19 protein-coding genes and 1 pseudogene are annotated in these 21,099 nt (G+C 66.8%); 13 read left to right on the top strand and 7 right to left on the bottom strand.

All coding sequences use genetic code 11. The features are described 5' to 3' along the window. Positions 1-432 precede the first annotated feature (432 nt). The 11 genes from GZ998_RS08865 to GZ998_RS08815 all read left to right on the top strand — a co-directional run bounded on the left by GZ998_RS08865 (position 433) and on the right by GZ998_RS08815 (position 13,142). The gene (locus tag GZ998_RS08865) at positions 433-1,287 is read left to right on the top strand and encodes a hypothetical protein (RefSeq protein ID WP_374939194.1); all 855 of its coding nucleotides are present in this window, start codon (positions 433-435) and stop codon (positions 1,285-1,287) included. Further along, entirely contained in the window at positions 1,280-2,368 is a 1,089-nt protein-coding gene (locus tag GZ998_RS08860; RefSeq protein WP_162678936.1) for an HAD-IIA family hydrolase, read from the top strand. Before GZ998_RS08865 ends, GZ998_RS08860 begins: the two co-directional genes overlap by 8 nt. 288 nt (positions 2,369-2,656) lie before the next feature. Beyond that, complete coding sequence (locus tag GZ998_RS08855) at positions 2,657-3,565, top strand: TlyA family RNA methyltransferase (protein ID WP_162678937.1); 909 nt, start codon at positions 2,657-2,659, stop codon at positions 3,563-3,565. A 97-nt stretch (positions 3,566-3,662) separates the two neighbouring features. Beyond that, positions 3,663-4,547 (top strand): NAD kinase, encoded by an 885-nt coding sequence (locus GZ998_RS08850; RefSeq protein WP_161925301.1) that lies wholly within the window; start codon positions 3,663-3,665, stop codon positions 4,545-4,547. Next, complete coding sequence (gene recN / locus GZ998_RS08845; protein ID WP_219109630.1) at positions 4,544-6,364, top strand: DNA repair protein RecN; 1,821 nt, start codon at positions 4,544-4,546, stop codon at positions 6,362-6,364. The genes GZ998_RS08850 and recN overlap by 4 nt, the downstream gene beginning before the upstream one ends. Further along, positions 6,361-7,674, top strand: coding sequence for a putative cytokinetic ring protein SteA (gene steA, locus GZ998_RS08840; RefSeq protein WP_162678939.1), 1,314 nt, complete (start codon positions 6,361-6,363; stop codon positions 7,672-7,674). Before recN ends, steA begins: the two co-directional genes overlap by 4 nt. Positions 7,675-7,692: 18 nt before the next feature. Further along, positions 7,693-8,616 carry a copper transporter gene (locus tag GZ998_RS08835; protein ID WP_162678940.1) on the top strand — a complete coding sequence of 308 codons (924 nt, stop codon included), beginning with the start codon at positions 7,693-7,695 and terminating at the stop codon, positions 8,614-8,616. Positions 8,617-8,636: 20 nt separating this feature from the next. After that, positions 8,637-9,560, top strand: coding sequence for a hypothetical protein (locus GZ998_RS08830; RefSeq protein ID WP_219109629.1), 924 nt, complete (start codon positions 8,637-8,639; stop codon positions 9,558-9,560). Positions 9,561-9,607: 47 nt separating this feature from the next. Further along, positions 9,608-11,293, top strand: a complete 1,686-nt coding sequence (murJ, locus tag GZ998_RS08825; protein ID WP_374939192.1) for a murein biosynthesis integral membrane protein MurJ — start codon at positions 9,608-9,610, stop codon at positions 11,291-11,293. Continuing rightward, entirely contained in the window at positions 11,290-12,441 is a 1,152-nt protein-coding gene (locus GZ998_RS08820) for a glycosyltransferase family 4 protein (RefSeq protein WP_161923902.1), read from the top strand. Before murJ ends, GZ998_RS08820 begins: the two co-directional genes overlap by 4 nt. A gap of 29 nt (positions 12,442-12,470) precedes the next feature. Then, positions 12,471-13,142 (top strand): NUDIX domain-containing protein, encoded by a 672-nt coding sequence (locus GZ998_RS08815; RefSeq protein WP_162678941.1) that lies wholly within the window; start codon positions 12,471-12,473, stop codon positions 13,140-13,142. A gap of 8 nt (positions 13,143-13,150) precedes the next feature. Here the strand turns inward: GZ998_RS08815 and GZ998_RS08810 are convergent, their stop codons facing one another. The 7 genes from GZ998_RS08810 to GZ998_RS08780 all read right to left on the bottom strand — a co-directional run bounded on the left by GZ998_RS08810 (position 13,151) and on the right by GZ998_RS08780 (position 19,877). Further along, positions 13,151-13,723 (bottom strand): hypothetical protein, encoded by a 573-nt coding sequence (locus tag GZ998_RS08810; RefSeq protein WP_202616280.1) that lies wholly within the window; start codon positions 13,721-13,723, stop codon positions 13,151-13,153. Between the two features lie 453 nt (positions 13,724-14,176). Further along, the gene (locus tag GZ998_RS13155) at positions 14,177-14,926 is read right to left on the bottom strand and encodes a hypothetical protein (RefSeq protein ID WP_203233974.1); all 750 of its coding nucleotides are present in this window, start codon (positions 14,924-14,926) and stop codon (positions 14,177-14,179) included. 56 nt (positions 14,927-14,982) lie between these two features. Next, the gene (locus GZ998_RS08800; RefSeq protein ID WP_219109628.1) at positions 14,983-17,139 is read right to left on the bottom strand and encodes a DUF6571 family protein; all 2,157 of its coding nucleotides are present in this window, start codon (positions 17,137-17,139) and stop codon (positions 14,983-14,985) included. Continuing rightward, a complete protein-coding gene (locus GZ998_RS08795) occupies positions 17,136-17,537 on the bottom strand; it encodes a hypothetical protein (protein WP_219109627.1) in 402 nt (133 codons plus the stop codon). The genes GZ998_RS08800 and GZ998_RS08795 overlap by 4 nt, the downstream gene beginning before the upstream one ends. Before the next feature lie 79 nt (positions 17,538-17,616). Further along, a complete protein-coding gene (locus tag GZ998_RS13150; RefSeq protein WP_257505713.1) occupies positions 17,617-18,405 on the bottom strand; it encodes a hypothetical protein in 789 nt (262 codons plus the stop codon). Between the two features lie 279 nt (positions 18,406-18,684). Further along, positions 18,685-19,158: a hypothetical protein gene (locus tag GZ998_RS08785; RefSeq protein ID WP_162678943.1), complete on the bottom strand. Its 474-nt coding sequence runs from the start codon at positions 19,156-19,158 to the stop codon at positions 18,685-18,687. Positions 19,159-19,571: 413 nt separating this feature from the next. After that, entirely contained in the window at positions 19,572-19,877 is a 306-nt protein-coding gene (locus GZ998_RS08780) for a hypothetical protein (protein WP_237564314.1), read from the bottom strand. 332 nt (positions 19,878-20,209) lie between these two features. Here GZ998_RS08780 and GZ998_RS08775 point away from each other — a divergent pair, with 332 nt between their 5' ends. Both GZ998_RS08775 and GZ998_RS08770 read left to right on the top strand, forming a co-directional pair. After that, a complete protein-coding gene (locus tag GZ998_RS08775; protein WP_161923907.1) occupies positions 20,210-20,920 on the top strand; it encodes an SAF domain-containing protein in 711 nt (236 codons plus the stop codon). After that, positions 20,920-21,099: pseudogene (locus GZ998_RS08770) on the top strand (hypothetical protein); the annotation flags it as partial. The gene GZ998_RS08775 and the pseudogene GZ998_RS08770, both read left to right, overlap by 1 nt.

Raw genomic sequence — 21,099 nt, 5'->3', positions numbered from 1 at the left:
CCCCAGCGCCAATGGTACTGCCCCCGACAGGCGGGCGGGAGAGTAGGACACCGCCGGCACACCCACCCACCCACAACCACACACACAACCGATACCGCCACCAGGTAGGCTGTTGGAGAGTCGACAGACGTAACAGCACTTGGTGTACGGGTAGAAAGCAGAAGCATGGCTTACGACAGGCGTGATGGACGCTCCGGTCAGCGGGGCTCACACGGTAGGGGCGAGGACCGACACGGGTTCCGCAGGCGCGATGATGAGCGCTCAGGCAACGGTCGCGCAGGCTCCAGCCGATCGGGTAGGCGGGACCACTCACGCAGGGATGAGCACAGCCTCGGCGTTGGGCGCCGCGGCAGCGGGCGCAGGTTCGGCTCGGACCGGGCCGGGGCCGAGCGTCGGCGGGGCGCAGACTCTCGTCCTCCGCAACGTACGCGCGTGCCTGAGCCTCCGGTGCCGGCAGAGGTACAGCCGCAAAACCTGGAGGCGTCCGCGCGGCGCGAGCTGCGCGCGCTAGGCCGGGCGAACGCGGAGAACGTCGCAAGGCACCTGGTCATGGTGCAGCGCCTACTGGATTCGGATCCCGAGCTGGCCTATCAGCATGCCCGTTATGCGGCGTCTCACGCCGGCAGGGTCGCGGTGGTGCGCGAGTCCGCTGGTATCGCCGCGTACCTGGCCGGCCACTACAACGACGCGCTGCGGGAAATCCGGGCCGCCAGGAGACTGTCTGGCCTGGACCTGCACCGCGCGATAGAGGCCGACTGCGAGCGTGCGCTCGGCCGCTACAACCAGGCGCTGAAGGTTGCGCAGCAAGCCGATCCCAAGCAGCTCGACGACCTGGAAGAGGCGGAGATCGCCATGGTGGTCTCGGGGATCCGCCACGACATGGGGCAGAGCGAGCTCGGGCTCGTTGTGATCGAAGAGGCGATCATGATGTTCCGTGGTGACCGTGAGACTCTGCGTCGACTGCACTCCGTACGCGCAGATCGCCTGGAGGAGCTCGGCCGTACCGAGGAGGCGGACAAGATCCGGGAGCGCATCGGACTGAAGGATGATGAAGCGCCGGTCGAGCCGGTCGAGGTCTACGACATCGAGGACGACTACGAGCAGGAGTCCCGTACCGCAGAACCGACTTCGCCCGATGCCGGGCTGGAGACGAGCCCGGAGGATCGGGACGGTAATGACGACGGCACCCCGGCGGAGTCCGCCGGTGAGGTCGGTGCGGCGCAGGCAGCGTCCAGTAGCCTCACGGACGACGCGCAGGTCGATAACTGGACGGAGCAGCATGGCTAACCAGTCCACCACCAGCGCTGAAGGCAGCCATCCCGCTTTTATGAGCGGCTGTGACCAGCCCTTGGCCGCGGCCTTCGATGTAGCCCTACTGGACCTTGACGGAGTCTGCTTCGCCGGGGACGCCCGGATCCCCCATGCAGCGGAAGGCGCCAACGGTGCGCGTGGGCTAGGGATGCAACTCGTCTTTGTGACGAACAATGCCTCCCGCGCCCCACAAGCGGTGGTGGACAAGCTCGCGGCGAATGATATCGACGCCTCACCCGGTGAGGTGTTCTCCGCAGCGATGGACGCCGCGGCCCTGCTACATGAGCACGTGCCCGACGGCGCCCCGGTATTCGTCATCGGCGGAGAGGGTCTGCGACAGGCACTGACTGATGAGGGATTCACGGTTGTCGCCGGCGCACAGGACTCCCCGGCGGCCGTCGTACAGGGCTGGGACGCCGCCGTGGACTGGGCGATGATGTCAGAGGGACTGTACGCGATCACAAACGGGGCACTGCACGTCGCCACGAACTTAGATGCGACTCTGCCAACCGAGCGCGGCTTCGCGCTCGGCAACGGCAGCCTCGTCGCAGCGGTCGCCAATGCATCGGGGCAGGAGCCACTGGCAGGAGGCAAGCCCTTCCCCGGCATCTACCAACGAGCGCTGCGCCGGGCAGGCGGATCCAGGCCGCTTGCAGTGGGGGACCGCCTCAACACCGACCACGTCGGAGCCCGGGCGGCGGAAATCCCCGGACTGCATGTGCTCACAGGAGTCAGCACAGCTCGCGACGTGCTGCTGGCAGCGCCCGAGGAGCGTCCCACCTTCCTGCACACTGACCTGCGCGGACTGCTGCAGCCCCATCCCGAGCCAAAGCGCACCGTCATTGACGGCGAGGCCTGGTGGCAGGTCGGGGAGCAGCGGTGGCACGTGACCTCCGCGGGCGCGGAGGGCCAGGGAGTCGGATTCCTGGACGCCGACTCCGCCACGGTCAGCCTTGACGCCTACCGAGCCCTTGCCTGCGCGTTCTGGGAGTACACCGATGCACACTCGGGCCGCGCCGACGGCTTGAACGTGCCGGAGCTTAACGTCACCGCTTAGGAACACGATTCGCGCGAACTATTTCTAGCGTAAGTCGCACAGAATTAAAAGACTGAACAATTAGGAAGAACAACGTCTGGTAAGAGTCTCCCGAAGGCGGCCACACCCAAGCCGGGGCCGCAGCCCGTGCAGGCGCCTGGTCCCGCGCCGGACTTGGCGGCACACCTGGAGGCGCTCGCCGGCCTGCCGCTTGAAGAGCGCGCGGCCGGACTGGCAGCTATCCACGATGGGCTCGCCGGCCAATTGCGCCAGACCCAGATCTGAGAGCAGAACCGGGATCCTCACGGCATGGCACGACTTATCCGCATCGACTCCGAGCTGGTCCGGCGAGGACTGGCGCATTCACGTGCCCACGCCGCCCGCCTAATTGCTGACGGCCGAGTGAGTGTCGACGGCGTGCCCGTGCTCAAACCCGCCCGTCAGGTCAATCCGGCGCAGGCGATCGAGGTGACCGCCCCGGACGGGGATGACTACGTATCACGCGGCGCCTACAAGCTCGCAGGCGCACTCGACTCCCTCGCCGAGCGCGGACTGGCGCCGCCTATCGCCGGTCGTCGGTGCCTTGACGCCGGCGCCTCCACCGGAGGCTTCACGGATGTGCTGCTGCGCCGGGGTGCCGCGCATGTGGTTGCGGTGGATGTCGGTTACGGTCAGCTCGCCTGGTCCCTACGCAACGATCCGCGTGTCACTGTGCTGGAACGCACAAATGTGCGCACACTCGACCCGGGGGCGGTTGCCCCGGCGCCCGCACTCGTCGTCGGCGACCTGTCCTTCATCTCGCTGACCACAGTGCTGCCCGCGCTGGTTGCCGCAGCCGCGCCTGACGCGGACCTGCTGCTAATGGTCAAGCCCCAGTTCGAGGTCGGCAGACAGCGCCTCGGCCACGGGGGAGTGGTCCGCGACCCCGACCTACACATCGAGTCGGTGCTGAATGTGTGCAGCTGCGCCCACCGCCTGGGACTCGGAATCGATGCGGTCACCGCGTCGCCGCTACCCGGGCCGGCGGGCAATGTCGAGTACTTTGTGAACATGCATGCCGGGCAAGCCGACTCGTCGGCGGACCTGGCGGGAGCTGCGCTAAGGCACGAGGTGCGTCAGGCAGTCGCGGCAGGACCCGCAGGACGCAGCAGCGACCGCAGCCGACGCACGGAAGGAGGCGAACATGAAGACCCGAGTCATCCCCGGGACGACCGCTGACTCAGGCGCTGGCGGCTCCGCCGCACTCCCCGCCTCACCCACGGACGGGCCCGCCGCAGTCGGCGCCGCAGCGGACCAGCCGCGCCTACGGCGCGTCATGGTCCTACAGCGTGACCTCAACGACAAACCGGTACCGCCCCATCGCAGGGCCGCGCCCACCGCCACCGCGGTAGCGCGGGCGGAGGCGGCTTTGCGTGCGCACGGCGTCGAACCCGTCGAGCCCGGATTCGAGGGCGACGTCGACCTGGTGCTGGTTATGGGTGGAGACGGCACCATTCTGCGTGCCAGCGAAGTCGCCCGTGAGCGCGACGTGCCGCTGCTCGGTATCAACACCGGGCACGTGGGTTTTCTCGCCGAGGCCGATCCCGACGCCGTCGAGCAGGTAGTGGCGGATCTCGTGGCCGGCAGGTACGTGGTTGATACCCGGATGACCATTGAGGTGGAGGTGCAGGCCCCCGACGGATCGGTGAGCCGGGACTGGGCCCTGAATGAGGCGGCCTTGGAGAAGCGGGACCGCGCCCGCATGGTCGAGGTAGCCGTCGGGGTTGACGGCCAGGCCGTCTCCTCCTTCGGCTGCGACGGACTGGTGATGGCCACGCCCACCGGATCCACCGCTTACGCATACTCCGGCGGCGGCCCGGTCATCTGGCCCGAAGTCGAGGCGCTCCTGCTGGTGCCGCTGTCCGCGCACGCACTATTCACCCGACCGCTCGTGGTAAGTCCCAACTCACGCCTGGAGGTGGTCATCTACCACGCCGGGTTCGGTGGAGCAGAAGTGTGGTGCGATGGGCGCCGCTGCCTCGACGCTCCGACGGGATCACGCATCAGCGTCACTCGTGCGGACCGCCCGGTGCGCTTGGCACGCTTGAACACCGCACCCTTCGCCACGCGCCTGGTACGCAAGTTCGATCTGCCCGTCCAGGGGTGGCGTACCGCGGAGGTCCCGGCAACGCTCCCCGGGCAGGACGGCGATACGCAGTGATTGAATCCCTGCACATTGAGAACCTCGGTGTCATAGAGACGGCCGACCTCCAGCTCAGCCCGGGACTGACCGCCCTGACCGGGGAGACTGGCGCCGGAAAAACGATGGTGCTCACCTCGCTGGGACTGCTACTGGGGCAGCGCGCGGAGGCGACCGTGGTCCGCGCCGGCGCCGACCGGGCCCTGGTCGAGGGAGCGTTTGTCCTCTCGCCGTACTCGCGTGCCGCATCACGTGCGGCGGACGCCGGCGCGGAAATCGACGACGACTTGCTGCTTGCCTCGCGTACCGTTCCCGCCTCGGGCCGCTCGCGTGCCCACCTCGGCGGCCGGGCAGTACCCTCGACCGTGCTGGCAGATGTTGGTGCGCGTCTGGTCTCCGTGCACGGGCAAGCGGATCAGTTGCGGCTGCGCTCTGCCTCCGCCGGGCGTGCGGCGCTCGATGGCCTAGGCGGCCCCCGCCACGCTGCCCTGTGCCGCCGCTACGCCGAGGCCTATCAGGCCAGAAATGCTGCGGCAGCCGCCTTGGAGCAGTGGCATGCCGGAGCTCAGGCACGCCGCGCCGAGGCCGAGGACCTGCGCCGTTGGTTGGAGCAGTTGGAAAAGCTCGCCCCACAGCCGGGGGAGGACACCGCCCTGACCGCTGAGGCCGAACGCCTGGACCATGCGGAGGACCTGCGCCGTGCCGCCGCCATTACCCGCACCGCCCTGGCCGGCGATGAGGATACGGCTAGTCCCGAGGTTGCTGACGTGACGGCTCTGATCGCCGCTGCCGAACGGGCCCTGGCCCGGGTCGCCGACGTCGACCCGGCCCTCACGCAGATCGGTCAGCGCCTGCATCGGTTGGGCATCGTTAGCGCGGATCTTGCCGGGGAGCTGTCCGCATACCTTGCCTCGCTCGACGCCGACCCGGCCCGCCTGGCGTGGGTACAGGAACGCCGCGCAGAACTCGCGCGTGCCTGCCGTGAGATCGGCGGTCCCAGCGCTGCTCTCGACGACGTGGACTCCATGCTCGCCTGGGGCGAGGCAGCCGCCGCCCGCCTGGAGGAGCTAGAAGGATCACATAGTGCCGCTACCGAGCTGACCGAGGACCTCGCCGGTGCGCAAGCTGTGCTGGAGGACCTTGCCACCGAGCTCTCAGCCGCTCGGCATGGCCTGGCCGAGCGCCTGCAGCAGGCAGTCAATGCGGAGCTGGCGGGGCTGGAGATGAAGGATGCGCGGCTCGTAGTCGACTTGGAGCCGCTAGAGGAGCTCGGTCCCACCGGCGCTGAAACCGTTTCCCTGCTGCTCGTCTCCCACCCCGGTGCACCGGCACTGCCTTTGGGCAAGGGCGCTTCCGGGGGTGAGCTGTCCCGGATCATGCTGGCCCTGGAAGTGGTCCTCGCCGAGGCCGCCTTAGATGAGGCGGAGCACGATGACCCGGCCAGGGACTCGGCGCATCACCGCCGTACCTTCATATTCGATGAAATTGATGCCGGCGTGGGTGGCCGCGCAGCCAGGGAGATAGGACGCCGTCTTGCCAGGCTCGCCCGTAGCCACCAGGTGGTGGTAGTAACTCACTTGGCCCAGGTTGCTGCATGGGCGGATACGCAACTCGTGGTACGCAAGGAGAGGGGCCCCGATGCTGCGGGAGACGCTCCCGCACCTCAGCATGCCGGGGACAACCTGCCGACGGTACGAACCCGCGTCCTGGCTGTCACCGGGGACGCCAGGGTCCGGGAGCTCGCCCGCATGCTCTCCGGCCATGATGACTCAGAATCCGCTCTTCGGCATGCCGCTGAGCTGATCGACGAGGCCCGCATGGCACAATCCCAGTCGTGAGGCTCCCGTTTTCGCTCCGCAAGCAGGCCCAGCCGGCGCCGGACCGTCCCAGCGGCATGGTCCGGGTGGACGCGCGCACCAAGAAACTCACCAAACGGCTCCAGCCCGGTGAGATCGCCGTGATCGACCACGTTGACCTTGACCGCGTGGCGGCCGAGGCGCTGGTGGAGTGCAAGCCAATGGCCGTCCTGAACGCAGCCCCCTCAGTGTCCGGCCGCTACCCCAACCTCGGCCCGGGCATTCTCATCGATGCGGGCATCCCGCTGATCGACGACCTTGGTCCGGACATCATGCGGCTACATGACGGGCAGCGTGTCACCGTTGACCTGGACGCCGACTCCGAGCACGCGGGCAGCGTTCAGGTGGAGGGACGCGCTCACCACCGGCGCGGCCACGGGCACGGCAATGAGGCAGGCGGGGCCGGCAAGTCCGGCAGTGCGGACAGGCCCGATCACGCTGCTGCCCTTGCCGAGGGCACCATTCAGACGCGGGAGAGCATCGACGCGCTCATGGAGGCCGCCCGGGAGGGGCTTGCGGTGCAGCTGGAGGCCTTCGCCGCCAACACCATGGAGTACATGCGGGGTGAACGCGACCTGCTCCTCAACGGGGTGGGTATGCCGGACATACGCACGGCAATCAGCGGCAAGCACGTGCTCGTCGTCGTTCGCGGCTACTCCTACAAAGAGGACCTCAAGGCGCTCAAGCCCTACATTCGCGAGTACAAGCCCGTCATCATCGGCGTGGACGGCGGTGCCGACGCGGTCCTTGAAGCGGGTCTCAAGCCCGACATGATCGTCGGTGACATGGATTCCGTGTCTGACAAGGCCCTGGAATCCGGTGCCGAGGTCATTGTCCACGCCTACCGGGACGGGCGCGCGCCGGGCCTGAAACGCGTTGAGGACCTGGGGGTGGAGCACACCGTGTTCGCCGCCACCGGCACCAGTGAGGACATCGCCATGCTGATCGCCGACGAGGCCGGTGCCGAGCTCATCGTCGCCCTGGGTACGCACGCAACCTTGCTGGAATTCCTCGACAAGGGACGCGCCGGCATGTCCTCCACCTTCCTGACCCGGCTGAAGGTGGGCGGGCGCCTGATCGACGCCAAGGGCGTGTCCCGCTTGTACCGGGCGCGTATCTCCGGCTGGCAACTGGGGCTGCTGGCCCTGGCTGGGCTGGTTGCCCTGCTCGTGGCCCTCGCCTCCACCCCGGGGGGCCAGACCTTCCTCGGGCTGTCGGGGGCAGTCTGGGACGACCTGGTCAACTTCTTCCGGTCCCTGGTGGGACTTACCCCTAGCACACCCTCCGTCTGAGCAAGTACAGGACTCTTCATGATCGACTTCCGTTACCACCTGGTCTCGCTCATCTCCGTCTTCCTCGCCCTCGCCGTAGGAGTTGTTCTGGGGGCCGGACCGCTGCAGAACTCACTCGGTACCGCCCTGAATGACCAGGTCACCTCCCTACGGGCAGATCGGAATGACCTCCAGTCCCGGCTGGAGCAGACGGAGACGGCCGTAAACGACCGCGACGAGTACATCACGGCCGTCGGTGAGTCCCTGCTCCCCGACACCTTGAAGGACCAGCGCGTGGCCATGGTGGTCATGCCTGGTGCTGAGGGCGGAGACATTGACGACATCATCACCGAGATCGAGACCGCCGGCGCCACGGTTACGGGCCGGGTCACCCTAACTGCGGCGTGGGCCGAAGTCTCCCGGGAGTCCTTCCGCTCGACCTACTCCGGCCAGTTCGCTCCCTACCTGGAGAGCACTGCGGCAGACGGCAATGCGGTCCTCGGCCAGGGCCTGGCCGAGGCACTGACCACCGAGGGAGACAACGCCACCGCCCTGATGGAACTGCTGACAGCATCCGACACCCCCCTGGTCACCGTGGATGCGCAGCTGTCCGGCGCGGCCAGCATGATCGTTGTTGTAGGTCCGCGTACTGCTGCCTCCCCCGACGGGAGCGAGCCGACTGCCGCAGCCACGGCCGAGCAGGACTCCGCCGCCTGGACCGCAGCACTGACAGGGGTGGCGTCCGCAGCCACGACCGTCGTCGTCGGCGCGGCCGACGCGCAGGCGGACATCGTCTCCGTTTTGCGCACCGCGCAGTCTCCCGTGACCACGGTGGACTCCGTGGGCCAGGCCACTGCCGCAGTGTCTACCCCGCTTGCGCTCGCCGCCACAGCCGCGGGAACCGTGGGGAATTACGGGTTCGACGCCGGCGCCGACGCGATTATCCCGCCCGTCTCCCGCTGACGCCGACTAGGCTTGCAGCCATGACGCCCATCGTGCCGCCGGGAAGCGCTGCCACAGCCCGCAGCGCGGTGGTGGCATCCCTGGCTTCCGCGCTTGCCGCTGCGGCGGCCTCCGCGGCCCTGGGACGCGCGGACCGCCGGGAGCGGCGCCTTGAACGCACGAACTTCCACGGCCGCGCCGTCAGCCTGCGCGGAGGCGTCGGCGTTGCAGTCGGAGCCACGGCCGCAGGCGCCTGCTCAGAGCGGCTCCTGCGCCGGCCCACCGAGCCGGTGGGAGCCAATGCCGCGATTGCGGCCGTCACGGCGGTGACGGCCGCGGGCGCCGCCGGCCTGATTGACGACTTAGATGCTGGTGCTCACGACGGCGGCACACCCGCCAAAGGGCTGAAGGGGCACCTGACAGCCCTGCGTCGCGGCCACCTGACCACCGGCGTGTTGAAGGTAGCCATTATCGGCGGCGGTGCACTGGTAGCCGGCGGGCTGCTAGCCACCACCAGGAAGCATGCGGATACAGCGCAGGCGGTGGCTGACGCGGCTAACAGCGCCGTCGTGATCGCCTCCTGGGCCAATCTTCACAACCTGCTGGATCTGCGTCCCGGGCGCGCACTCAAGGCAGCGGTACTGGCCAGCGCACCGCTGCTGGCCGATGAGCGCCGGGAGGCTGCCTCCAGTCGTGTTTTCGCCGCGGGTGCCCTGGGCGCGGCTGCTGCGGCACTGCCGGGAGACCTGGGAGAGGTCACCATGCTGGGCGACACCGGCGCCAACGCGCTGGGAGCCCTGGTGGGAACCGCCCTGGCCGCGCACCCGAGCCGCACCCTGCGCGTAGTGGCCGCGATTACCGGGACAGGGCTGGTTCTGGCCAGTGAGAAGGTCTCCTTCACGCGGGTCATCGAGGGCAACCGCATCCTTTCCGCCGTTGACCGTATCGGGCGCCGTGCTCCGTGAACCGCCCGGCCCCCGTGACGCCTCCGTCCGCATCAGCCTCCGCGACCGTGCCCACCACAGTGCGTAATGACTCCGGGGCCCCACGATCCGACACGTCCGGTAGCAGGGGACATGCAGCCCTGGGGGCGGCCGGCGGCGTTGCCGGACTGACCCTGGTTTCGCGGGCGCTCGGCTTCCTGCGCTGGATCGTACAGGCCACCACCGTAGGCGCCGGGACCGTAGCCGGCGCCTACGCCACCGCCAACCAGATACCCAACGTACTGTACGAGGTGGTGGTTGGCGGGGCGCTGGCCGCCACAGTGGTTCCCCTTCTGGCCGGCCCGGTTGGTGCACACCGCGAAGGCGAGGTCTCACGCACCACCTCCGCACTGCTGGGGCTGGTGCTGGTGGTACTTACTCCGCTGGCGCTCTTCCTGGCGGTTTGTGCCGACACGCTTGCCGGTTGGTTCCCGGCCTCGCAGGGCGTGGATCCCGGTATTCAGCGCGACCTGGTGGCGTCCTTCCTGCGCATGTTCGCCCTACAGGTTCCTCTTTACGGGATCGGCGTGGTACTCACCGGTGTGCTCCAGGCGCACGGCCGCTTCACCTGGCCGGCGCTCACGCCCGTTCTTTCCAGCCTGGTGGTTATGGCCACCTACGCTGTGTACGGGTTGCTGAGCACCGGCGCGGATACGGGCTCCCCGGTGGCCCTGCAGGTGCTTGGTTGGGGGACGACGCTCGGGGTTGCGGCCCTGTCACTGCCTTTGTTGTGGCCCGTGCGCCGGCTGGGGGTGCGGCTGCGGCCAACCCTGCGCCTGGGGCGCGGGACCGCCGCGAGGGCACTGCGCCTGGGCAGCGCCGGGGTATGGACTCTGCTCGCCCAGCAGCTGAGCGTCGTGGCGGTACTTGCACTCGCCCGGGCGGGCGGGAGCACCGGGACAGTGGCCGTATACCAGTACACGCAGGCTGTCTACGTGTTGCCGTACGCTGTGCTGGTGGTGCCAGTGGCCACCGTGATCTACCCCCGGCTCGCCGCTGCCTTCACGCGGGGCGGGGGGGATGACGACGCCCGCCTGCTTACGGCCCGCTCTACCGCGCTGGTGACGGGCGTGGCCGTGGGAGGGGCCGGAATGCTATTCGCCGCGGCGGACAGTGCCGAACGCTTCTTCTCCCTGCTGGCGGACGTCGAAGGCATGGGCACCGCTCTGGCCCTGCTGGCGCCGGGCCTGGTGGGTTATGCACTCATCTATCAGGTCACTCGTGCGCTGTACGCCGCGGATCGGGCCCGGGGAGCTGCCTGCGCCGCTGCCGCCGGCTGGATCACGGTCGCCCTCGCATCATGGGTAGCGGTGCGGCTGCTCGCTCCGCACGGCGGCGACGGGGTGGCCACGCTCAAGGGGCTGGCCCTGGGCACGACTGCCGGGATGTGCGTGGCCGGGGCCGGGCTGCTGGTGGCACTGGCGGGTCGCATGGAAATACGGGTGCTGGCGCCGACGGCGCGTGTACTGGCGGTAACGGTGCCAGTGGCCGCCGTGCTCGGAGGGGCCTGCAACTGGCTCAGCCGTCAGCCGGCAGGTGTTGTCGGCGGGGTGGCGGCGGGAGCCGCCGGGGCGGTGGTGACTGCCGCCGCCACCGGTGCCGCCATACTTGTGGCGGACCGGGAGATGCTGACGGCACTGCGGCGTCGGCGTGCTCGTCCCAGGGCGCACGGCCGCGCCGCTGCGGGCGAGCAAGAGTCACAGGAGATGAGATGAACTCATACGTGGAAGACGCCGAGCGGCCAGGAGCACGGGCCAACTCGGACCGCTTGCGCATCATGGAGGTGTCGGGCAGCGCTGCTGGCGGCATGCGCGCCCACGTAGCCGAGTGCGCCCGAATCCTGGCCCAGGCGGGCCATGACGTGATTGTGGAGGCTCCTGCTGAGGTGATCGCCGGAGCCGACTTCGGGTGTGCCCGCACCGAGCCCCTCACGATCGGAGCTCGTCCCACTCCCGGCGACGGAGCGGTAATTGCCAGGCTGCGTCGGCTCGGGCGCCGCGCTGATGTCATCCACGCTCACGGGGTGCGTGCCGGGGCCCTGGCCGGGCTGGCCCTGGGTAGGCGCCGCCCGGGCCGTGCCCGCCTGGTGGTGACCATCCATAACCAGCCGATCGGCGGACGGCTCACTACCGCCGTCGGCAACCGGCTGGAGCAGCTGGTGGCAGCGCGCGCTGACCACATTCTTGCGGTCAGTCCGGATCTGGCCGAACGCCAGCGCAACCGCGGAGCCGAGCGGGTCGAGCTCGCTGTCATACCTGCGCCGAGGCGAGATGAACAGAACCTGGCACCGCGCGCCTCCTCCGTCGAATCGGCCTGGCGGGGCGCCCCCAGGCGCATACTGACCGTCGCCCGGCTGGCGCCCCAGAAGGGCTTGGAGCTGCTGCTGGATGCCGCGGCGCTGGTGGCCGCCCAGGCCGCGGATGGCTCCGGCAGGACGCCGGACCTGGCCTGGGCGGTTGCCGGTGAGGGACCAGGACGGGCCGCGGCCGAGGCCCGTATCGGCGCCGAGTCGCTGCCGGTAAACCTGCTGGGGCGGCGAGAGGATGTGCCCGCGCTCATGGAGGCAGCCGACGTCGTCGTGCAAACCAGCCTTTGGGAGGGCCAGCCGATCGCCCTCCAGGAGGCCCTGCAGGCAGGCGCAGCAATCGTGGCTACCGATGTTGGCGGCACCGCCGCCACCGCCCGTGGGGGCGCCATTCTGGTGCCCCCGCAGCCGCAGGCGCTTGCGGACGCGATTACTGGGCTGCTGCGAGATGCACAGGCCCGTGACCGCGTGCGGGAACGCGCCCGGCGTGCGGCCGAGCGGCTGCCGCACGGCACCGACCTGGCCGCCCAACTGGAGGCCGTCGTCGCCCACCGCTGAAACAAACCGAATCGTAAGGAGAGAAACCAGTGAATCAGCCGAGTCGGCTCAGGGATGTCCACGACCTGACGCGTCGCGTCGTCAGTCATGAGCGCGCCTGGTCAGGGCCGATCTTCACGGTGGACGATGACGCCGTGATACTCGCAGACGGGCTCGCCCCGGTGCGGCGTCAGACGGTTGCGCACCATGACGCCGTGAACGTCGTGGCACTGCGGGAGGGAAGTGAATCCTCCCAGGCGGATGCGGCCGCCGAGATCCTCATGGTGCGCCAGTACCGTCACCCCGTGCGGGCCATGCTGTGGGAGATTCCAGCCGGGCTGCTTGACGTGCCTGGGGAGTCACCGCTGGCGGCAGCGCAGCGTGAGCTGGCCGAGGAAACCGACTACATGGCGGCGCGCTGGGACGTGCTGGTCGACTCCTACGCCTCGCCGGGGTTCACGACCGAGGGGGCACGCACCTTCCTGGCCCGCGAGCTGACTCTGCTGCCGGAGGACGCGCGGACCGTCCGCGAGGCCGAGGAGGCGGAGTTCGAGCCCACCTGGGTGCGCTTCGACGACGCCGTGGAGGCAGTCATGCGCGGCCTGCTGCACAACCCCTCAACCGTGATCGGTATTCTCGCCGCGGCACGCGTGCGCGACCGCGGCTACACGGGTCTGCGCCCCGCCGATGCCGTTTGGCTGCGCAGTCCCGAGAGCCTGTGAGGCGCCTGTCAGTCCTCGTCATCTGGCGCGGTCACATCGCCGTCGCGGTCCAGGGTCGAGTCCTGGGTGGCGCCCCCGGTCGGGTTGGATGCTGACTCCTCCCCGCCCTCGGTCACTGACGCAGCGTCAGCAGCATCGTCACCAGAAGCAGAGGTGTTACCACCCGAGGTCTGGAAGTCGATGTCCGGGATGATCGTCTCGGGACGGTACACCACACGGTAGTGGAACGGGTCCGCAGCCGAGGCGTCGGTCTGCTCGACGAAGTAGGTGACGTTGTCAGACAGACCCAGGAAGTGCTTCTTGAACAGGTAGCCGCCGTCCTCGTCCTTGCCGACCAGGCAGATGACCTCCAGTTGGCTGTCTTCGCTGTCGGCGGTGATGGAGCAGTACCCTTCTATCTCGAGAAGGTACTTGTCCGTGATGCCGTTGAAGAAGACGATGCGACGGTTGATCTCGAAGTTGTCTGATGCCTTGGAGATGTTGTTGGACGCGGTCTCGGCTGCGTCGGAGCAGGCTGCCAGCCCTGCTGAGGCTACGGCGAGTAGGGGCAGGACGGCGAGTTTGCGGATAACGTTCTTCACTTGTCTTCCTTCTTGGAATGGCTCGCCAGAGTGCTGGCGCTGCAGTCTTGGATCTGTTGGATGAGTGCGGGGACGCGATAGGTGATACGTACCGCGCGGGTGTCCTATCGTGCCACGCTTAGGTGCCCCTGATTTCACTGCCCGCATCGTGTCCCGCTGGATAGCCTCCCATGTGCGCCATCATGCGGCTCTTCCGCGGCAGCGTACCGCCACACCTGGGCTCAGGTGGTTATGCCGCTGCGCCGGGAGGTAGAGGCAGCCGGTGTGGCTGTCATCGCCAGCGATGCTGGGGTCTCGCATGCCGGGTATTAGTCATGAGGCCCCTAGGCCCCTGGACGTCGCACAGTACGCAGCGAGCTTGTGGTGGGGCGGGTTGGTCGTGGGCGCTTGGGGACGCATATTGGGTGGTATCTCTTGGCGGATTGGTTGCACTGGTTGTCTGGGCTAGTGGTGTCAGTTGTTTGGGGTGCTTGTGGGGGTGGGTGAGGGTAGGGGTGTGGGGTAGGCGTAGTAGGGGCGGGCTTGTTCCATGGTTTTGTCTAGTCCGGGGATGGGTTGGTTCTGGCAGAGCCAGGGGAGGGCTGATTGGGTCAGGGCGATGAGGTTTTCTCGCATGTCGCCTGCCATGACCGAGGCGTGGTCGATGCGCAGGGCGAGGTAGTGGTCCCCGCAGGTGAACGCGGTGCTGCCGTAGTCGGTTTCGGCGCCGGGGCTGGAGGTGCGGGCCTCGCCTTCCCCGTCTATGCCTTCGAAGGTGAAGGATGACACCTCCGGCCCCCAGGCTAGTGATCCGTGGTCCCATGGGCCGCGTTCGTCGTAGATGTACCAGAACGCAGAGTAGAAGACCATTCTGTCCCGGCCTGGATGATATGCGCGGCACTCGGAGGCGGTGGTTATGTTCTTGTCTGAGGCGGTGATGGTGATGTTTGGGCCGAACATGGCGTGCAGGGCTGTGTTGGGGATGCCGGGGCAGGTGTATTTCTCGTCTTCTCCGGTGGGGGCGGTGGTTGGGACTACTGCTGTTGCCGGGGCCGCGGAGGGCGAGGCCTGGTTGCTTCCGGGTATTAGGGAGCAGCCGACTAGTGCCAGGCACGCTGCCGTAAGCGCTGTGAGCATCGTAGGGGCAGCGCGGTGTGCTAGGAGACGGCGCCGCTTGCCGTTTGCGGGCCTGCGCCTGTGGTGGTTGGTGGGTGTTGGAAGCATGGCTTGGTTTTCTCCGCTGGTGGTTGCGACGTGGCGCTAGTTGTGGTGGGGCTCTGTTAGTCCTCGTCGTCCTGCGCGTCCGTCTCGCCCTCGCCCCATGTGTGGCTAGGCGCGGTGCTGCTGTCGGGGTTAGCGGTGCCCCAGCCGTCGTCGAACCCGTCTTTTCTGGTTTTGGTTAGGTTGTTGAGATCCGGGTTTGTGGAGCTTTGGAGGTTGTTGCCGACCTCGGAAAGGCCGATGCGGGTGTTGGAGTCGGCCAGCTGCTCGGGGGTCATGTTCTGGGTGAGGTTGTTTCCGTCCTGATCGATGATAATGTCCACGACGTAACCGAGGTTGTCGGCGCGTTCTAGGACGGCTTTAAGGTCCTCTTCGTTGTACAGGCCGGAGTTGAGCAGCGCCAGGGTGAGCTGGCGGTTGTTGGCGGCAGCCGCAGTGCTCTCGATCTTTTCGGCCTGGTTGCGGGCCTGGTCGGTGTTGTCGGTACCGAAGGGCTTGCCCAGGTCGACGCCGAGGGACAGCACTGAGCCGGCCACGGGTATGAGACCGGCCAGGAACGAAGTGACGGAGTTTGCGTCGTCGTGGGCGGAGTCAGTCTGCTCTGCCATGGCCACCAGCTGGTGGGCCGCGGCCCCGGCGAAGAAGGCGTTGGTGCGACTCTGAGACCTGACGGCCTCCTGGAGGGCGGCAGCGTCGCCGGTGTTGTTGTACCGGTTGACGGCGTCCTGGAGCTGCTGGGTGTGGTAGTCGGTCATGGCGCCGCCCAGGGTGGTGGAGGCCCACTCATCCAGGGAAACCTGGCCGATGAGATTGGTCAGCGCCCGGTCGGTGAACAGCGGGTAGTAGCTGGTCCCTCCGTCAGAGCCGGAGCCGATGCCCAGTGGCGCGCCCTCGTTGCCTTTCTCGGTGGAAGCGTCTACGCCTTGGGGGTGGCGGGCCATGACCGCGGCGACGGACCGGCGGGCGTCGGGGGACAGGCTCAGAGGGTCCTCTCCGGAGCCGAGGCCGTTGAGGATGCCGGAGGTGGCGGTGGCGCGGGCGGACTCCTTGTACTGCCTGGCAGGGTCTGCCATGCTGGGGGAGGAGAGCCGGTCGATCCGGTCGGCGAGCATCGCCCAGTCGGTAGTCCATTTCTGATTCTGAAGCCGACCCTGTTCTATGAGTTGCTGTATGCGCTTGGCGTGCTTAATAGAGTCGTTCGCGCTTACTGGGGTGGTGGTGCCGTCCGGGTTGGGGACCAGCCACTCGGTGGCAGCGTCGAGGTTGCCGGTCATGGCATGCACCACCCCGGCCAGCGGATTATCTGTTGGGCCTATGGGGAACTCTTTGTTGTAAGCGTCCCGACCCTGGGGCTGAAAGCTCCCAGGATCGGGGCTGTAGTCCTCCAGTCGGCTGGCCAGGGTGACAAGGAACACGTCGTTGTAGTCCAGGCCGATTTCCTCAGGGGTGCCGTCGGAGTCGATGTCGGCCTGTCGGGAAGCGGCGAGCATCTGGTTCAGCGCACCGATGCGCAGGTTCTTGCCCTTCTCCTCGGCATAGTCCACCAGCCGGTTGGCGTAGGCCTCGGCCTTCGCATCGTCCCAGGTCCTGGAGGCAGTAGCCAGCATGTGGCCCAGAGCGTCGGCCAGATCCTCACCCGCATCAGGCCGTTCAGTGGTGCTGATGCCCTGTGGGTGAGTGAAGGTCAATTGGTCCTGGATGTCGGCGGGTAGGTCCAGCAGGCGGCCGGGTCCGATGTTGGCCAGGATGGTGTTGGCGTAGACCGCGTCATCCTGGTTGGCCTGGACGCGCCCGATGAGCTCGTCCCACTCCTCGGGGGTGCAGCCGTTGATGGAGTAGTCCACCATCTTCTCGGCGTCGGCGCGGGCCTGGTTGACCTTGTCCACCTGATTGTGCGTTTTGACGTTGTCGTCGGTGTCCTCGGTGCCTTCGGGCAGCCAGTAGGCGATAGTGCCGTCATCAGCAGTGGTAGTGATACCGCCCTCGTTAGCGGCCTTGGCCGCAGCCAGGCGGGCCTTGAGGGACTTGACCTCGTCATCCAGGGCGTCAGCGTGGTTGCCAGCGGTGTTGGAGCGTCCGGCCAGCGACGCGGGATAGTCCTGCATCCGGTTGGTGCTGGTTACCGTCTCCCAGCTGGTCTCGGACTGGTTCTTGTAGTCGGTCAGCTTGTCGATGATGTCCTGGACGCCGTCGGCGTCAAGCGAAACGTAAGTCATTGCTCACTGCCCCACTTTGCACGGTAGTCGTCCTCGTCAACATAGGTAGGCTCGCCCTCCCAGTCTCTGCTGACTTCTACGGTGGCCTTACGCACGTTGGAGATCATGGAGTCGATGACCCCCACCAGCGTGTCGTGCATGGTGTCGGCCAGCGGGGACTGCCACACGGAGTCCTCTCCGCCCAGGCCCTGGGTCAGCAGGGTGGACTTGGGAGTCATACCCTCGGTGGCCGGATCCGCATCCAGATCATCCTGAGCCTGCTCAAGCGCGTCAACCACCCTCTTCAAAGCGATCTTCTTGTAGTTATAGTCTTCACCATCCCCCGGTGGTGTCGTGGGCAACTGATCCACCGGGAAGGGCGCAGGCCCTGGCGACGGGCTGGGGGTCGGACCAGACATTGACAAACATTCCTTTCAAAACTCATTCGACCTAGCGATAGCGACTCTCTGGAAGCCTTTGTAACCTGTCCGAGAATAGCTAGGGTTGTTTGGTTGGTCTGGTGTTGAGCGTCTGGATCTCGGCTACCGGGATGGTGGTGGTTGTGGATGTGGTGTGGGTGTCCATGGTTCCGGTGGCGCCATCAGAAGCCGTGAACTCGATCGCGTAGGACACCTTCACGTCCACCGGCGTCACAGAGTCCTTGAAGTGGGCGCTGGAGCGGTTGAAGACGATCTTGCAGTCCGTGCCCCTGGAGTCGTTGTCCTCACTCCATGGGACCCCGAACCCCGTGCACTTGGCAGTGCCGTCCTTGGGCTGCAAAGTCAGCATCGAGGCAGTGCCAGTGATGGTGGCGGTTACTGGGCCTGCGGTCGCGGTCACGGTCACCTCCTTGGGGGTGTCGCCCGTGGCCCACACCCAGGTGTCCCAGCCCACGATGGTGGCCTGCATGTCCCCGTATGTCGGGTTGTAAGCGATTGTGGCTGTGGGGATGGTTACTGCATCCCAGGCAGCCCGTGCCAGGGTCGTTCCATCGACCACGGGGTCCGGGGGAGTCCCGTCGGCAGGAACCCACACCGGGCCGTTGTTCGCGAAGAAGTCATCAGCTATGGGTGAAAATACCTTGAGATCATTATTTGGGACGCGGCCCGAAGAGCAGATCGGGAAATACCAGTGTCCCTCGGTGTCGTCGGCGTGGGACTCATAGTCCGGATAGCGTGCGATATGTTCGTCCATTTCTTTGTTGTCGGGATGCATGCCATACTGGTTTGTGATAGTGCGCTGCATGTTGCCGGAGTCAATCCACTCCGCCAGCTCTTCGCCGGTCATCCCTTCGGTGTGCCAACACACAGGAAGAACCGTAGTTGTCACCGTCTGCGACGACACTGCTATTCCGCCTGCCCCAGAGCCATCCGATGCCGCGGGCGTGTACTGTGCGGTAACCGATATTTGCACCGAGCCGTCCTCGCCCGAAGACGCCGAACCAGACGATGAGCTCGCATCGCGCCCATAATCGGCTTGTGCTATTGGCGTGGTCGCCAGAACCGTGACCAGGCACAGTGTCGTAGCCCAAAAAATTGATGTTGCCCAGTTTGTAGACCGCATCCTTCACGCCACGCATTCGTTGGATGAAATTAGCTCTTCGTTGGAGTCCTTCCAGCTGCCGTCCTCGTATACCATAGTAAAAATGTATTCGTAACGGCCCTGGAGGGTTTCAGGGTTGCTGACGTCATTGCCGTTGGCGTCATATGCGACCAGGTCGGAATGATCGCTACAGACTCGTACTTCTGCATGCTTGTTGGCCGGGTCTGGTGCGGTTACGGCCACCGAGGTAATCGCAACTCGCAGGCTTCCTTCAACGGTTTCGTCCGAGATAGGCTCGTAGTTGTCTTTGAGAGTCTGATATGCCTCTGCGGTCATGAGTGGTTGGGCGTTCTCGACGCCGGTGCCGGTGAACCAGATGTTCCAGGTGACCTGGTCGTAGTTGATGAAGGCCTTGAGTACCTCGGTCTGCTGGGCGTCCAGGTCCTCGGGAATGGAGGTCACTATGTAGCGGTCGGTGGACAGTGACTCCGCGGTCACCACACCCGCCGCCTCCGCCGAGGCCGCAGCAGAGGAGGATGCCGCGGCGGCAGCGGCCGACTCCGAGGCCCTTGCTGAGGCCGCAGCGACCGGATCATAGGCAGGAATGCCCGGGCTGCTCTCGTCCGAGCCCGAGGAACAAGCCGCCAGCGGCGTGCAGCCCAAGAGGATGACTAGTAGGCCTGTTGCTAAGCGGTGGTGACGGCGAGCGTTGGTTGATGGCGGCTGGGTGCCTGTCCCGCCGACTTTGCCGGGGTGGCTTGACATCATTGAGAGCTCCGCAGGGTGAGGGTATGGATCACAAGGAGTGCATGGTGCAGACCTTGAGAAGGGGCGGTTGAGGTGGGGCGGCCGACGCGCCGGACCGTGCAATCCGAGCGTCGGCCACCCCGCGCCTTGGCTCGCCGACAGCCTTAGGCGTCGTAGGAGGCGACGTCCGCGAGGTCTGTAGCGTCCGTCACGCCGTTGGCGGCGGCGATGTTGTTGTGGTTGCGCGCCACGTCGGTCGCGGCGTCTGCCAGCACGGCCTCGAAGGCGGTCAGCTTGGGCTTGAACTCCTCCCAGGCCTCACGGAAGGACTGCGCGTTGGGGCTCTCCCAGTTGGCGTTGTTCAGCGCGGTGTCCGTGTCCGAGTGGATCGAGTGGGCGGACTCCACATCGGCCTTTAGGGTGTTGTAGAGCGCCTCGAGGGTGTCCAGGTCTGCGGTCGTAGTTGCCACTGGATAACTCCTAGGGTTCAGGTGCGGATACATCACTGTCTCACTGTTTTGACAGAGATGGGTACGTGACGAAGCTCGCGTACCGGCGCGCCTTAGACTTCCACGGTTGGCCCTGCGGCGCAAGCTGCCTGGGTAGAACTACCCATATGCGGGCGCTTGTCGGCCCTGTGTCTGATCCGAGGGTACGGCTGGATTCTGCGGATCCACGGGTGTCCGCTCGCTAGAGATGTTGGCATTGCCTCAAAAATTCCTGGAAAGATGCCGTGGCGTAACCGGCGGTCTCGGGAGTACCGTACGGCTGTCCAGCAGTTCTTACTCACGAGGTTCCACAGATGTCTCAACCCCAGGATGGACGCGTCGCCCGGCGCCGCGACCGTGATGCGCGCGGTTCGTCGTCCACCCGCGCCCGGCGGGAGCAGGCGGCGTCGCGCCTGCCCTCCGCGCCCCGTGAACGGCGTCCGCTGCTGGCCGCGCTGGCAGTGCTGCTCATCGTAGGTGGGGCACTACTCGCCGGCCTGCTGGCTACTCGTGCGGACCACCGAGTCGAGGTCCTGGTTGCCGCTCGCACGGTACGCGCGGGGCAAGTGATTACCGACGAGGACCTCGCATCGACTCCGGTGTCTTCCACGCTCGGCACGCTTATTCAGGCGACTCAGGCGGAGCAGGTGATCGGGCACACCGCCCGCGTTGAAATAGCCGAGGGGCAACTGCTCGACACCTCCCAGCTGCTTACGTCGCCGCTACCGGGGGCCGGCAGCCAAGTTGTAGGCGTCTCGCTCGAGAGCGGGCGCTTCCCGGCCGGAGGGCTGGCTGCCGGGGATGTGGTGGACGTCGTTGACATCAACGGCGGCTCAATCACGGTGGGTAGTGCTCAGGTGCTGACTGCGGTCTCCAGCTCCGGCTCGAGCAACGACTGGACATCCGGGTGCGTGCTGTCGCTTATTGTCAGCAGTGCCGATGCGCCGAAGCTTGCGGCCGCTAACGCAAGCGGGAGTATTGCCGTGGTCCTTACCGCTTCCGATCAGCCGATCGGGGAGAGCTAATGCTGCTGTCCGTCGCCTCCGCCAAGGGCTCGCCCGGTGCCACTACCGCCGCACACGTGCTAGCAGCCGTGTGGCCGCGTGATGTACGACTTGCCGAGCTGGACCCGGCCGGCTCCGACCTCATGTACCGGCTGCGTACCCAGTCCGGCCAGCCCATCGACTCCTCGCGGGGACTAGTG

Origin of the sequence: Actinomyces sp. 594, from assembly GCF_019325145.1 — a bacterium.
Lineage (GTDB): Bacteria > Actinomycetota > Actinomycetes > Actinomycetales > Actinomycetaceae > Actinomyces.
This window is presented reverse-complemented; position numbering and strand designations above follow the sequence as displayed.

What these genes read in the sequence shown, in the direction of transcription:
- GZ998_RS08850 (WP_161925301.1), top strand. Translation starts at nt 3,663, where the DNA reads ATGGTCCTACAGCGTGACCTCAACGACAAACCGGTACCGCCCCATCGC.
- GZ998_RS08800 (WP_219109628.1), bottom strand. Translation starts at nt 17,139, where the DNA reads ATGACTTACGTTTCGCTTGACGCCGACGGCGTCCAGGACATCATCGAC.
- GZ998_RS08855 (WP_162678937.1), top strand. Translation starts at nt 2,657, where the DNA reads ATGGCACGACTTATCCGCATCGACTCCGAGCTGGTCCGGCGAGGACTG.
- GZ998_RS08775 (WP_161923907.1), top strand. Translation starts at nt 20,210, where the DNA reads ATGTCTCAACCCCAGGATGGACGCGTCGCCCGGCGCCGCGACCGTGAT.
- GZ998_RS08835 (WP_162678940.1), top strand. Translation starts at nt 7,693, where the DNA reads ATGATCGACTTCCGTTACCACCTGGTCTCGCTCATCTCCGTCTTCCTC.
- GZ998_RS13150 (WP_257505713.1), bottom strand. Translation starts at nt 18,405, where the DNA reads ATGACCGGCGAAGAGCTGGCGGAGTGGATTGACTCCGGCAACATGCAG.
- GZ998_RS13155 (WP_203233974.1), bottom strand. Translation starts at nt 14,926, where the DNA reads ATGCTTCCAACACCCACCAACCACCACAGGCGCAGGCCCGCAAACGGC.
- GZ998_RS08795 (WP_219109627.1), bottom strand. Translation starts at nt 17,537, where the DNA reads ATGTCTGGTCCGACCCCCAGCCCGTCGCCAGGGCCTGCGCCCTTCCCG.
- GZ998_RS08830 (WP_219109629.1), top strand. Translation starts at nt 8,637, where the DNA reads ATGACGCCCATCGTGCCGCCGGGAAGCGCTGCCACAGCCCGCAGCGCG.
- GZ998_RS08860 (WP_162678936.1), top strand. Translation starts at nt 1,280, where the DNA reads ATGGCTAACCAGTCCACCACCAGCGCTGAAGGCAGCCATCCCGCTTTT.
- GZ998_RS08820 (WP_161923902.1), top strand. Translation starts at nt 11,290, where the DNA reads ATGAACTCATACGTGGAAGACGCCGAGCGGCCAGGAGCACGGGCCAAC.